The 13,571-nt window shown below is 70.5% G+C and carries 9 protein-coding genes and 1 other annotated feature; of the genes, 3 read left to right on the top strand and 6 right to left on the bottom strand.

Annotated elements, in window-relative coordinates:
• Positions 1-465 precede the first annotated feature (465 nt).
• The 3 genes from ABD993_RS20055 to ABD993_RS20065 all read left to right on the top strand — a co-directional run bounded on the left by ABD993_RS20055 (position 466) and on the right by ABD993_RS20065 (position 3,223).
• A complete protein-coding gene (locus tag ABD993_RS20055) occupies positions 466-852 on the top strand; it encodes a hypothetical protein (protein ID WP_345420539.1) in 387 nt (128 codons plus the stop codon).
• A gap of 104 nt (positions 853-956) precedes the next feature.
• Positions 957-2,414 (top strand): DDE-type integrase/transposase/recombinase, encoded by a 1,458-nt coding sequence (locus tag ABD993_RS20060; RefSeq protein WP_345420542.1) that lies wholly within the window; start codon positions 957-959, stop codon positions 2,412-2,414.
• Positions 2,411-3,223 (top strand): ExeA family protein, encoded by an 813-nt coding sequence (locus tag ABD993_RS20065; protein ID WP_345420545.1) that lies wholly within the window; start codon positions 2,411-2,413, stop codon positions 3,221-3,223. The genes ABD993_RS20060 and ABD993_RS20065 overlap by 4 nt, the downstream gene beginning before the upstream one ends.
• A gap of 168 nt (positions 3,224-3,391) precedes the next feature.
• Here ABD993_RS20065 and ABD993_RS20070 read toward each other — a convergent pair.
• The 6 genes from ABD993_RS20070 to ABD993_RS20095 form a co-directional block, all read right to left on the bottom strand.
• A protein-coding gene (locus ABD993_RS20070) for an IS3 family transposase (protein WP_345420614.1) occupies positions 3,392-4,659 on the bottom strand; the annotation gives its coding sequence in 2 pieces (ribosomal slippage) (positions 3,392-4,392 and positions 4,392-4,659; 1,269 coding nt in all).
• Positions 4,274-4,405: a sequence feature (AL1L pseudoknot), on the bottom strand. Its footprint overlaps the gene before it by 132 nt.
• A gap of 109 nt (positions 4,660-4,768) precedes the next feature.
• On the bottom strand, positions 4,769-5,929 hold the full coding sequence (locus ABD993_RS20075) for an alcohol dehydrogenase catalytic domain-containing protein (protein WP_345420548.1): 1,161 nt from the start codon (positions 5,927-5,929) through the stop codon (positions 4,769-4,771).
• Positions 5,930-5,951: 22 nt separating this feature from the next.
• Positions 5,952-7,394: an aldehyde dehydrogenase gene (locus ABD993_RS20080; RefSeq protein WP_345420551.1), complete on the bottom strand. Its 1,443-nt coding sequence runs from the start codon at positions 7,392-7,394 to the stop codon at positions 5,952-5,954.
• A gap of 32 nt (positions 7,395-7,426) precedes the next feature.
• Positions 7,427-10,858: an ATP-binding cassette domain-containing protein gene (locus ABD993_RS20085; protein ID WP_345420554.1), complete on the bottom strand. Its 3,432-nt coding sequence runs from the start codon at positions 10,856-10,858 to the stop codon at positions 7,427-7,429.
• A gap of 59 nt (positions 10,859-10,917) precedes the next feature.
• Positions 10,918-12,129 (bottom strand): ABC transporter substrate-binding protein, encoded by a 1,212-nt coding sequence (locus tag ABD993_RS20090; protein ID WP_345420557.1) that lies wholly within the window; start codon positions 12,127-12,129, stop codon positions 10,918-10,920.
• On the bottom strand, positions 12,126-13,565 hold the full coding sequence (locus ABD993_RS20095; RefSeq protein WP_345420559.1) for an MFS transporter: 1,440 nt from the start codon (positions 13,563-13,565) through the stop codon (positions 12,126-12,128). The genes ABD993_RS20090 and ABD993_RS20095 overlap by 4 nt, the downstream gene beginning before the upstream one ends.
• Between the last annotated feature and the right edge of the window lie 6 nt (positions 13,566-13,571).

The raw sequence follows: 13,571 nt of genomic DNA on the forward strand, positions 1-13,571 counted from the left end.
CAGCCAGAGCGCACCGCGGCCTACGGCATCCAACCCCATAACTGAACGGTATTGGGGCTAGGGCTGTTGACCGCCGCTGTGGATGACGACGTAGGGGCTGGCTCGCGCCGTTGAGTGTGCGGATCTGCATGGTGGGCGCGTCGTGTTGACCGGGTTCGTCGGCGCCGCCACCGTGACGATCTTCGGGTCGGGGTAGGCCACGGCCCTCCCGCTGTCCTTGGCCGGAGCGTGCGGGAGGGCCGTGTGGTTGCGCTCGGAGGCGCGATGCTCACGGTAGAGATCGACGCCGCGGCGGTCGAGGAACGGCTGCGGTCGGGGCGGTTGGCGTGTCCGGGATGCGCGGGTGTGCTGGCCGGGTGGGGCCGGGCTCGTCCTCGGTTGGTGCGCGGGCCGGACGGCTCGGTCTGGCTGTCGCCTCGCCGGTCGCGGTGCACCGGCTGTCGGGCGACTCATGTGCTGCTACCGGTGTTGTTGCTGGTCCGGCGCGCGGACACTGCCGCGGTGATCGGGGCGGCGCTCGCGGCGAGAGCTGCCGGGGCCGGGCACCGCCGGATCGCCGTGCTGCTGCGGCGGCCGCCAGCGACGGTGCGCGGCTGGTTGCGGCGCTTCGCCGTTCGGGTGGAGGCGGTCCGGGTGGTGTTCACCCGGTGGTGCCGCGCGCTCGCGCCGGATCCGGTGCTGCCCGGCCCGGCCGGGTCGGCGTGGGCCGACGCGGTCGCCGCCGTGGGTGCCGCGGCTGCGGCGTTCACGGCCCGGTTCTCCGTTGAGGTGCCGGTCTGGCAGGTGGCCGTCACGGTCTCGGCGGGACAGCTGCTGTCGCCTGCATGGCACGGCTGGGTTGGTCCGGGCTGAGCAACACGAGTTGCCCCTGACGTTGGTGGATCTTCCTCGGTGATCATCGCGGCTTGTCCTGACACGACGAGCGAGACGACGAGAACGAGGAGGTGGCTCACCTCATGGCGGTGAGAGATGACGAGGTGGCGGCGCGGACGGAGCGGGCTCGGGCGATCGGGCTGTTCCGCTACCAGCTGATCCGCGAGCCGGCCGACCCAGGGTTGACGACCAAGGCCCGCGGCCGGTTGGTGCGCGAGATCGCCGCCCGCGAGCACACAGATCCGGCCGGGCGACGACGGCGGATCTCCCGCGACACCCTGGACCGGTGGATCCGGGCGTGGCGCCGGGGCGGGTTCGACGCCCTGGTGCCCGATCCGCGACAGTCCAGCCCGCGGCTGCCGGTCGAGGTGATCGAGATGGCGGTGTCGCTCAAGCGGGAGAACCCGGCACGGACCGCCGCGCAGGTGCGGCGGATCCTGCGCGCCCAGATGGGCTGGTCGCCCGGGGAACGCACCCTGCAACGCCACTTCGCCGAGGACCCGCAGATCACCGCGATCCTCGGCGCGCTCGCCAGCGGCGGCCCCGGCAGCGAAGCGGTGTTCGGGCGGTTCGAGGCCGACCGCCCGAACGAGTTGTGGACCGGTGACGCCCTGCACGGCCCGCACATCGGCGGGCGCAAGACCTACCTGTTCGCGTTCCTCGACGACCATTCTCGAGCGATCGTGGGGCACCGGTTCGGGTTCGCCGAGGACACCGTCCGCCTCGCCGCCGCCCTGCGCCCCGCGCTGGCCTCGCGCGGGGTCCCGGACGCAGTCTATGTCGACAACGGCTCGGCGTTCGTCGATGCCTGGCTGCTGCGGGCCTGCGCCAAGCTCGGGATCCGACTGGTGCATTCCACCCCGGGCCGCCCGCAGGGCCGCGGCAAGATCGAGCGGTTCTTCCGGACCGTCCGCGAGCAGTTCCTCGTCGAGGTCACCGGGGAGATCACCGGGGACGCCCTCGCCCAGGGCCGGCACCGGGTCTGCGATCTCGAGGAGTTGAACCGGTTGTTCACCGCGTGGGTCGAGACCGTCTATCACCGCCGCGAGCACTCCGAGACCGGGGCGCCGCCGCTTGCGCGTTGGCACGCCGGCGGCCCGTTCGGACTCCCCTCCCCGGCGGGGCTGGCCGAGGCGTTCCTCTGGGAGGCCCACCGCACGGTGACCAAGACCGCGTTGGTGTCGTTGCAGGGCAACACCTACCAGGTCGACCCGCTGCTGGTCGGGCACCGGGTCGAGCTGGTGTTCGACCCGTTCGACCTGACCACCGTCGCCGTCCGGGTCCGCGGCGTCGGGGCCGGGACCGCGATCCCGCACCGGATCGGGCGCCACTCCCACGTCAAGGCCCGACCCGAGACCCCGCCGCCGCCACCCGAGGCAACCGGGATCGACTACGCACGCCTGGTCGGCGACGCCCACCACGCCGAGCTCGCCACCGGCGTCAACTACGCCGCCCTCGCCGGCGACACTCCCGGTGAGCTGCCCGGCCAGCTCGACCTGCTCACCGACGGCGCCCTCACCGACGGCGCGGTGACGTCGTGATCGACCGCTTGCAGGGCTTCTTCGGGTTCAGCCGCACCCCGTTCGGGCGCGACCTCGCCCCCGGAATGCTGCACCGCCACGCCAGCCACGGCGAGGCCGTCGCCCGGATCGGCTGGTGCGTGGGCGAGCACCGGATCGGGGTGATCACCGGGGAGGTCGGCGCCGGGAAGACCGTCGCCGTCCGCGCCGCGCTCGCCGCCCTGGACCCCACCCGGCACACCATCATCTACCTCCCGAACCCGACGGTCGGGGTCCGCGGCATCCATCACCAGATCGTCGCCGCCCTCGGCGCCCGGCCGCTGACCCACCACGCCACCCTGGTCCCGCAGACCGTCGACGCGCTCGCCGTCGAGCAGGTCGAACGCGGCCGCACCCCGGTCGTCGTGATCGACGAGGCCCACCTGCTCGACCACGCCCAGCTCGAGTCGATCCGGATGCTGACCAACCACGACATAGACTCCACCAGCCCGTTCGCCTGCCTGCTCGTCGGGCAGCCCACGCTGCGACGGCGGATGAAACTCGGTGTCCTCGCCGCCCTGGACCAGCGGATCGGGCTGCGCTACGCCATGCCCCCGATGACATCGGAGGAGACCGGCAGCTACCTGCGCCACCACGTCACGCTCGCCGGACGGTCCGACCCGCTGTTCTCCGACGACGCCGCCGCGCTCATCCACCAGACCAGCCGCGGCTACCCCCGCGCGGTCAACAACCTCGCCGTCCAAGCCCTCGTCGCGGCGTTCGCCGCGGACAAGGCCATCGTCGACGAGTCCTCCACCCGCGCCGCGGTCGCCGAGGTCACCGCCGAATGATCACCGCCGCGCCACCCTGACGACCACCGCGCCACCCCGACGACCAGGCCCCGTCCGGCACCCCGCCGCCGGGGCCTGCTCACGTCCCCGACAGCTGCACCTTCGATGACGCCGTCGTCTGCACGCTCAGCGGCGGCCAACATAGGGCCTCGATGAAGCGCCCCGGGTTCAGTGGAGGCCGGGTTCTCCCGAGCGTTGCTCGTCTCGGGCTTGTTGGTGAGCGTAGTAGTTGTTCTCATACTCGACCGGCGGGATGTTGCCGATCTTGGAGTGCAGCCGGTTGGTGTTGAACCAGTGCACCCAGGACGCGGTGGCGAGCTCAAGGTCCTCGACGGTGCGCAGCGGCCCGTCGCGGCGGACGCACTCGGACTTGTAGAGCCCGATCAGCGACTCGGCCATGGCGTTGTCGTAGGAGTCGCCGACCGAGCCGATCGAGGCGACCGCGCTGGCTTCGGCGAGCCGGTCACCGTAGCGGATGGCCGTGTATTGCGACCCGGCATCCGAGTGGTGGATCAACCCGTCCAGCCGCCCATCACGGGTCTGGCCTGCGCGTTCCCGGGTCCACAGCGCCATCTCCAGGGCGTCGAGCGGGAGCTCGGTCGGCATCCGCGACGCGCAGCGCCACCCCACCACTCGTCGTGAGTACACATCGGACACGAACGCGGTGAACACCGTCCCCGACCAGGTCGGCACGTAGGTCATGTCCACGACCCAGAGCTGGTTCGGGCGCGCGGCGGTGAAATCCCGATCCACCAGGTCCGGGGCCCGGCCCGCCTGCCGGTCGGGGCTGGTGGTGAGCACCGGCTGGCCGCGGCGCACCCCGCGCAGCCCGAGGCGGCGCATTAGCCGCTCGACCGTGCAGCGCGCAACCGGCCTGCCCGTTCGGCTTGTGACCCGGTCGCGGCGCAGCTGATGCCACATCTTGCGGGCGCCATAGACGCCGCGGCCCTTGTCCCGGTCGAAGAACGTGGCCTCGATGATCTCGGTCAGGGCGGCGTCGGTCAGGGCCCGCCGCGACGGGGGTCGGTTCTTGTGGGCGTAGTAGCCAGACGGGGCGACCGCGATGCCCTGCGCTCGCAGGACAGCGCAGATCGGCTCGACCCCGAACCGGTCTCTGTGAGCGTCGATGTAGGCGACGATCAGCGGGTATGGCGGTCGAGCTCCGCCGCCGCGAAAAACGCCGACGCGGTCTTCAGAATCTCGTTGGCCCGGCGCAGCTCGGCGTTCTCGCGCCGCAGCCGCTTGAGCTCCTCGGACTCGGTCGTGGTCACACCCGGCGCTACGCCGTCGTCGATGTCGGCCTGGCGGCACCAGCCGCGCAGGGTGTCGGGCAGGATCCCCAGCTGCGGGCCGATCCGCTTGCACGCCGCGTTGACCGAGAGCCCCGGCTCCTCCTGGCGCGCCTGACGGACCATCCGCTTCGCGCGCTCACGCATCTCGTCGCTGAACTTCCTCGGTGCCGGCACGATCTCCACCCTTCCGTGGGATCAGAGCCTCCACCACACCCGGGGCGCTTCATCGAAGCCACGGGGACACGGTCTCACCTCAGAACTCGATGATTCCCTTCACGAGCCTGCCACCGACGAGATCGTCGAATGCCTCGTTGATCTGCTCGAGTGAGTAGCGGCCAGTGATCATCTCGTCGAGCTTGAGCCTGCCCCGGCGGTACAGGTCGAGGTTGCGCGGCAGGTCGAGACCGGGCCGCCCGCCACCGTACACACATCCCACGAGTTCCTTCTCGTACATGGCCAGCTCGAGCGGGGAGACGTCGATGCTGCGAAAGCTCTCGTGGCTGCTCCCCACCACGACGACCCGTCCGCCCTTCCGCACCGCGGCGAACGCCGCCCCGACGAGCTCGGGCGTCACGTAGTCGACGCACAGGATGACGCTGTCCGCGCCCACCCAGGAGGTGTGCTCCATGACCCGCTCGGCGACCTCGTCTCGGTTCGGGTTGGGCGAGCGGTCACGGTCGGCGTGGATGAGCATCGTGGCGCCCAGCTCACGTGCCTTGTCCAGCTTGAGGTCGAAGCGGTCGATCGCGATCACCTGTGCGGCGCCGGCGACGGCCGCCCCCTGAACCGCGGATAGCCCCACCCCGCCGCAACCCCAGACGACGACCACGTCCCCGGCATGGACCTGCGCCTTCTCCACAGCAGCACCGAAGCCCGTGGTCACCGCACACCCGACCAGCGCCGCCCGGTCGAAGGGGATCTCGGGGTGCATCTTGATCGCCGCGTTCCGGTTGACGACGACGTACTCCGTGAACGTACCCAGCAGCGCCCACTGGCCGGCCTCCGCACCCGTCGACGTCCGGTAGCGCGTCCCGCCGTCGGGATGCCTGCCGTGGAGCACCTTCGTGGAGTAGTCACAAATGCTCGAGCGGCCCATCAGGCAGTAGCGGCACACACCGCAGGCCGGGACGATCGAGAGCACCACGTGGTCACCCGGCCGGACGTGGGTGACGTCCGAGCCGACGTCCTCCACGATGCCCGCGCCCTCGTGTCCGCCGATCATCGGCAGCATCGCCGGCGTCAGGTGCCCGGTGATCATGTGCAGGTCGGTGTGGCAGATGCCGCTGAACGGGATCCGGACGAGGACGTCGTCGGGCTCGAGCTTGCTGATCTCGAGCTCCTCGATCGTCCAGAGCTGCTTGTCGAGGGACCATTCCTCGCCGGTGCGGTAGGCGAGCGCTGCGCGAGTCTTCATGGCTGACGATCTCCCGTCGAGGTCAGGAACGCCGGTAGATGGACTTCAGGGTCTGGACCGCCCGCAGGCCCTCGGGCCCGAACTCCCGGCCGATCCCGCTGGCCTTGACCCCGCCGAAGGGCGCCCCGGGGTCGTTGGCGTAGAAGTTCACGCCGATCGTCCCCGTCTCGACGCGCTTCGCGACGGCCTCGCCCCGTTCCTCGTCGGTGGTCCACACGGTGCCGCCCAGGCCGTAGTCGCTGTCGTTGGCGATGGCGATTGCCTCGTCGGTGTCGGAGTACGGGATGACGGTGAGGACTGGCCCGAAGATCTCCTCGCGGGCGAGAGTCGTGGAGTTGTCGAGCTCGGTGAACACGGTCGGCTCAACAAACCAACCCGCGTCCATGCCGTCCGGGCGGCGGCCACCAACGGTGATGCGCCCACCTTCGGCCACTCCCCGGGCAATGTAGCTCTCAACGCGGGAGCGCTGACGTTCGGAGACGAGCGGGCCGACCCGCGTGCCCGGGTCCAGCGACGAGCCGATCGGTGCGCTGCTCGCCAGATCTGAGACGAAGTCGACGATCTCCCGGTAGCGCGACCGCGGAGCGAGCACTCGCGTCCCGAGGTGGCAGATCTGCCCGCTCAGCGCGAGCGTGGCGTCGAAGAACGCGTCGGCCACACTGCTCAGGTCGGCGTCGTCGAGGACGATCGACGCGGACTTCCCGCCGAGCTCGAGCGTGACCGGCCGGATCAGCCGCCCGCACGTCTCGCCGATCTCCCGACCGGCCCGGGTTGATCCGGTGAACGACACCTTGTCGACGCCGGGGTGCCCGACGAGGTGGGCTCCAACCAGACCGTTGCCGGGCACCACGTTGAGCACCCCGGGCGGCAGCCCGGCCGCCTCCGCGGCTTGCGCGGTGAGGTAGGCGTCGAGAACCGTCTCCGGCGCGGGCTTCAGGACGACACAGCACCCCGCCGCCAGAGCGGGAGCGACCTTGAGCATGCTCTGCGTCTGCGGTCCGTTCCACGGGACGATCGCCGCGACGACGCCGACCGGGCTCGCCGTGACGACCGTCGTGCCGCCCCGCACCCCCGGACGACGCTCCTCCACCGGGGTGTCCCGAGCGAGGTCGGCGAAGTAGCGGAGCAGGAACTCCGGGAAGACCGCCTCGACCTGCATCGCCATGGCGATCGGCATGCCGTTCTGGGTGCTGACCGCCGTCGCGGTCTCCCCCGCCCGCTTGGCGATCTCGTCCGCGAAGCGGTGCAGCACGGCCGCCCGCTCGGCGACATCCATCCGACTCCACCCTGCCGGATCGTCGAACTGCCGGCGGGCGGCGGCGACGGCCGCGTCGATGTCCTCGGGCGCGCCGGCCGGGACCTCGCCCACCGTCTCGCGCGTGTTCGGCGACCGAACCGTGTTCCGCTCCCGGCTGCGGGGCCGCTCCCAGCCCCCACCGATGTAGAACTCGTCGTACGTCGACACCACTACCCTCTCTCGTCCGATCTCGGGGGTGCTCACAGGTAGGCCGCGCGAACCTCGTCGAACCGCTCCGCCAGGTCCCGGCTCGACTCGGCGATCGCCACCCGCCCGCGACGCATGACATAGGCCCGGTCCGACCACTCCAGGGCGATCCGGACATGCTGCTCCACGACCACGACTGCAGCACCGCCGGCCGCGGCCACCGCCAGGGCCTCCCAGAGCCTGCGAACCACGAGCGGCGCCAGGCCGAGGGACAGCTCGTCGGCGAGGATGACGGTGGCGTCCGAGGCCAGGATCCTCGCGAGCGAGAGCATCTGCTGCTCCCCCCCGCTGAGCAGGCCGGCTCGCACACCCAGCTTCTTCCGCAGCTCCGGGAAGATCTCAAGGGCCCGCTCCGAGTCGCCCCGCCCGAGCAACAGGTTGTCACGGACGGACATCTCCCGGAAGATCGCGTGCTGTTCCGGCATGAGCGCCAACCCGTCGCGGACACGCCTGAACATGGGCTGCTCGGCGACGCCGCCGCCCAGGCTGACCGATCCCGAGCTCGGCACGACGACCCCGCAGATCGTGAGGAGGGTCGTGGTCTTGCCAGCCCCGTTCGGTCCGAGCAGGGCGACGATCTCGCCGGGCCGCACCTCGATCGAGACGTCGAGGATGGCCGGGTTCCCGGCATAGCCCGATGTCACGGCGTCGGTGCGCAGAGCCGGAGGCGCACCTGCCGCGGCGGCCCGCCGCGGCTGGGTGACCACCCCGGCACCACCTGTCACGTCCTCATTCGTGCCGAGGTAGGAGCGGATGACGTCCGGGTGGTCGCGCACGTCGTCCGGGACCCCGTCGGCGATCTTGTGGCCCTGCTCCAGTGCGACGACGCGGTCCGAGACCTGCATGACGAGGTCCACGTCATGCTCGATGATGATGACCGCCATCCGCCACTCCTCGGCGAGCCTGCGGACCAGCACCCGCATCTCCTCGCGGTCGGCCTCCCCGAGACCTGCGGCCGGCTCGTCCAGCAGAAGAACGCGCGGCGATGAGGCGAGGGCCCGGGCGATCGCGAGCAATCGGCGTTTGCCGTACGACAGCTCGCTGGGCTTCGAGCCGAGGTCGTCCGCGAGACCGAACTCGGAGATCGCGGCCGCCATGGCCGGACCGACCGAGACGCGACCGGGCCAGACCAGGCAGGTCAGCCAGCGGGCCCAGCCGGCCCGTTCCGACGCCGCCTGGAGGTTCTCCGCGACCGTGAGCTCCTCGAGCAGCTCGAGGGACTGGAAGGACCGGGAGATACCGGCACGGCTGCGCCGGTACGCCGAGAGCCCGCCCATCGCGATGCCGTCCAGGGTCACCTCACCCCGCGCGCGGACGAACCCGGTGATCGCGTCGACGAGGGTCGTCTTGCCGGAGCCGTTCGCGCCGATGATTCCCAGGACCTCGCCGCCGCGGCAGTCGAGATCCACATCCGCGAGGGCTTTGGTCGCCCCGAACTCCACCGAGAGGCCACGCACGGCCAGCACGGCGTCGCCGTGCTCGGGCCGCACCGGCTCGGCGGAGTCCGGGAGGGCCAGCTCGGTGCGCGGCCTCCGCACGGTGCGAGACTGCTCACCCGGCGTCGCTCGCAGTCGCCCGAGCCCCGCGCGCAGCGCCGCGAGGGTGTTCGGCACCACCCCGTCGGGGTTGAGGACGATGTTCACCAGGAGCAGGCCGCCGGCGATCAGCGCGAGGTACTGACCGAGGCCGATCTTTTCGATGACGGTGCCGCCCAGGGCGCCCGGCTGGACCGCCGCGCCGCTGAACACCGCCCCTGAGATGTAGCCGACACCGCCCATGGTCGACCCGATCACGGCCTGGACCGACCGGAACGGGTCGAAGTTGCCATTCATGATCACGTTGGGTAGTCGCCAGGCACCCAGGATGCCGGCCACCGTCGCGATCCCGCCGGACAGCACGAACGCATAGAGCTTCGCCGAGCGCACGTCGATGCCCATCGCGGCCGAGGCCCGCTCGTTCGTCCGCACCGCGATCAGCCGCTTGCCGATCGTCGAGCGGCGCAGGTTCCCCACCAGGAGGATGACGATGACGAGCAGCGCGAGCGCGAAGAACGCGTAGCTGCGGGGGTCGAGGATGTCGTCCAGCGGCAGGCCGAGGAACTCGGCGTCCCCCACGGTGATCCCCGAACCCTGGACGTTGACGTCCGGGCGTGTGAACAGCATGACGTTCAGGGCGTTGGCAAGCCCTAGGGTTACGATCGCCAGGGTGACCCCCCGCGTCCGTAGGGCGGGGAGGCCGACGAGCGCGGCCACCGGGAGCGCCGCGGCGATCCCGGCAAGGGCGGCCAGCGGACGCGGCCACCCTGCATCGGCGACCAGCAAGGACGACACTAGTACCCCGACCCCACCGATGCCGACCTGGGCCAGTGACAGCTGGCCCGCGTAGCCGGTGAGTACCACGACCGACAGCAGCAGGATCGCCGCAATAGCGGTAGTCGTCATAGCCGACACCCACTCGTCGGAGAGAGTCATGACCATGAGGACCGCCAGGGCCACCCAGAACGCCACCCAGCCCCGCCGGAGCCTGCCCGTCCCCACCTTCGGGAGGACGGCCGAGGCGAAGTCCCTCGCCGGCAGGCTGTCGCCGCGCAGCACGAGGACGACCACGATCACGAGGAACGGGAAGGCCTCCGAGATCCCGGGGAGGCCGGACAACGGACCCAGGTTGGCGTAGCGGGTGAGCTGGGCCTGGGCTACGCCGATGAACATCCCGCCCGCCAGTGCGACGGAGAACGAGCGGAACCGCCCGCACAGGGCCACGGCGAGGGCGGGGATGAGGAACGAGGTCGCCTGCTGCGGCGTCACCGAGAAGATCGGCCCGATGAGCACGCCCGCAACCCCGGACAGCAGGCCGCCCACGAACCAGTTCAGTGCTGCGACCCGGGTGACGGAGTGCCCGAGTGTAGCCATGGCGAACTCGTTCTCCGCGACGCCGGAGGTCGCGCGCCCGAACCGGGTCCTGCGATAGACGACCGACAGCACCACCACGAGAACGATGCAGGTCAGCAGGATGACGAGGCTGGCGAAGGGGATCGTCAGGGCGCCGAACCGGAGGATGTCCTGCGGCAGGAACGCCGGCGGGATCTGCGGGTTCGACCCGTAACGGATGCTGGTCGCCGACTGCAGGATCACGAGGACGGCGAGCGTGGCGATGGCCCGGGTCAGCGGGCTCGCACGTCGCAGCGGGTAGATCGTCAGGGCGTAGACGACCACGGCGAGCACGCCCGCCCCGAGGACGGCGGCCGTCACCGCGATCCCGGGCGGCACACCGCCACCGCTCAGGTCGAGGTAGAGATAGGCGGCGACCATCGCGAAGCCGCACTGGGCGAAGTTGACCACGGCCGACGACCGGAACACCACCATCTGCCCGAGAGCGAGCAGGGCGTAGATGGCTCCGGTGACGAGGCCCAAGATGACGAACTGCACGACGATCTCCAGTCGAGCCCCGCCGCCCGCACGGGGCCGTGCGGGCGGCGGGGCTCAGCTCAGCCGGTGGCCAGCAGCTCAGCGAGCTGGTCGCGGACGTTGACGGGCTCGGGCGTGGTCAAGCGGTACTGGTCGCCCTCGAACACATAGCTGTAGGCGTAGGTGTTGAAAGTGCGCGGGATCCCCGAGATCCCGCTGTCGGCGGGGAAGGACGGCATCGGCGAGACGACGCCGACGTCGATGTTCTTCAACGAGTTCAAGGCGCCGAGTACGGTCGCCGACTCGTAGTTCGGGAGCCCCTTCGCCGCCGACGCGACGATCTTGACCCCGGCATAGGCCCCTTCGGAGTTGGTGTCCTGGATCGCCGGCGGGTCCACCGCCGTCATCGCGGCCGAGTACTGGTCCGCGGCCGGATTCGTGCCGGGCAGCTTGAATCCGGTCGTGGAGTACACACCCTGGGCCGCGGGCCCGAGCTGCTTCATCGACTCCGGCGGCAGCGCCGGCGTCGCCCCGGAGATCTTCACCTTCTGGCCCGAGTTGTAGATGGCCTTCACGGCTGCCAGGTTGAGCGTGGGCGGATCGAGCAGGAACACGCAGTCCGTACCCCCTTCCAGCAGGGCGGAGACCTGCGCACTCACATCGGTCGCCGCTACCGGGACGGACACCACGCGGACCGGTGCGGCGTTTGGAACCTTGCGTGCGTAGTACTTGGTGATCGTGTCGGCCGCCTCGGTCGCGACCGGCACGTCGACAGAGAACACGCCGGGCCGGGCGCACTTGTCGTGGTCCGGCATCGTCGGGACGATCGAGAACAGGACGCTGGGGGTGCTCGTCAACGGGAAGGAGATCGGGCTCGTTCGGTCGAGCGAGCCGATGTCGTTCCCCCCGACCGAGGCGATGTTCGCCTTCTCGAGCACGGTAATCGCGCCGTTGCTCTGCAGACTCTGCATCCCGACGACGGCGGACACCTTCTCCGACACCGCCCTGCGGGCACACGCGGCAGCACTGTTCGGGTCGTTCTGGGAGTCACAGGACAGCAGCTGGACCTGGTGACCGTCGATCCCGCCCGCGGCGTTGACCTCGTTCACCGCCGCCTGGGCTCCGGTGACGATCTGGGGGAAGGAGAACCCGGGCGCGGTCAGATCGGCGATGACCATCAGCTTGATGACGTCTCCGCTCGATCCGGATCCGGCGGTGGTGGAGCTGCTGCCGCAGGCCGCGGCGAGGGTGATGGCCAGACACGACGCCGTGGCCACGAGGAACCGCTTCATCGTGCGCCTCCTTCTTCGTTGACGTGGGACGTGACGATCGACGTCACCGGGTGGCCCGCCGGTTCGCGTCGGCCGACGGGGTCAGACTCCTGGCTCACCAGGAGGTTCGGAACGGTCGGGGTCTCCGCGGCCGCACCCAACCGCCACAGGGCGATCGCCCCGAACAGCGACCAGAGGGCGACGTACCCTGCGACCAGCCACGGTGATCCGCCTCCGGCCAACGTCAGCGCAGTCGCCACGAACGGGGTGGTGCCCGCCACGGTCGCTCCGCTGAGTTCCTTGGCGGCCGCGATCCCGGTGTAGCGGACCTCGGTCGGGAAGAGGTTCGCGAAGACACCGGGGTACGCCCCGCCCCCGCCTGCGTAACCGATCAGGTAGGCGAGCGACACGCACAGTAGCGCCACCCCGAACGCACCGGTGCGGAGACCGGCGAAGAACAGAAAGACACCGGGAACGGTCAGTGCCATCGACAGCAGCCAGATACGCCGGAAGCCGTGCCGGTCGCACAGCGCTCCGACCACCGGTCCCGCGACGATCCCGACGACGGTGCCGATCGAGACGACCGCGAGAGCGGATGTTGCCGACATGCCGACGGTATTCTTCAGGTAGCTGGCGATGAAGCTCGTCAAGGTGTAGGTCGTGACGTTGAGCGCGCTGATCAGGATAAAGGCGATGAGGACCTGGCGCTTCATCGTGGCGAACAGCAGCGCGAGGGGGCGGGGCCCCTGGTCGTCGCGCTCGCGCACCTTGCCGGCCGCGGCCACGTACTCCGGCGACTCCTCCAGCCTGGACCGAAGGTACAGCGCCACGGCGAACAGCAGGCCCGCCGAGAGAAACGGGATCCGCCAGCCCCAGCTCAACAGGGCGTCGTGAGGCAGCCAGGAGACCACCAGGAAGGCGAGGCTCGCGAGCAGGACCCCGACCAGCGAGGTCGTCTGCAGCAGCGCGGTGTAGAAGCCCCGGCGCTTGATCGGCGTGTACTCGGCGGTCAGCGCCAATGCTCCTGCGAGTTCCGCCCCCGCGCCGAAACCCTGGGCGAGACGGAGGACCACGAGCAGGATCGGCGCCCAGATCCCGATCGTCGCGAACGACGGAAGGAACGCGACCAGGAAGGTCGACGCACCCATCAGCACGAGGCTGATGACCAGGGCCGGCTTACGGCCGTAGCGGTCGCCGATCCGGCCGAGGAGGATGCCGCCGAGCGGCCGAATGAGGAAGGCCACGCCGAACGTCGCGAACGCCGCCAGCACGCCCACCCCAGGCGCGAAGTTCGGGAAGAACAGATCGCTCGCGAGGATTGCGGCGAGAGAACCGTACAGCGAGTAGTCGAACCATTCGATGATCGTGCCGGTCGAGGCCGCGATCACTGCTCGCCGCGCGGGCGGGCTCAGTCGACGGCCGTTGCCGGCCGCCTGGCCGTCCTCTGAGTCGGACATGAGACC

Origin of the sequence: Pseudonocardia xishanensis, assembly GCF_039541715.1 — a bacterium.
Lineage (GTDB): Bacteria > Actinomycetota > Actinomycetes > Mycobacteriales > Pseudonocardiaceae > Pseudonocardia > Pseudonocardia xishanensis.

Bases quoted from the DNA above. Each gene is read 5' to 3' on its own strand.
- ABD993_RS20090 (WP_345420557.1), bottom strand. From the start codon at position 12,129: ATGAAGCGGTTCCTCGTGGCCACGGCGTCGTGTCTGGCCATCACCCTC.
- ABD993_RS20095 (WP_345420559.1), bottom strand. From the start codon at position 13,565: ATGTCCGACTCAGAGGACGGCCAGGCGGCCGGCAACGGCCGTCGACTG.
- ABD993_RS20060 (WP_345420542.1), top strand. From the start codon at position 957: ATGGCGGTGAGAGATGACGAGGTGGCGGCGCGGACGGAGCGGGCTCGG.
- ABD993_RS20075 (WP_345420548.1), bottom strand. From the start codon at position 5,929: ATGAAGACTCGCGCAGCGCTCGCCTACCGCACCGGCGAGGAATGGTCC.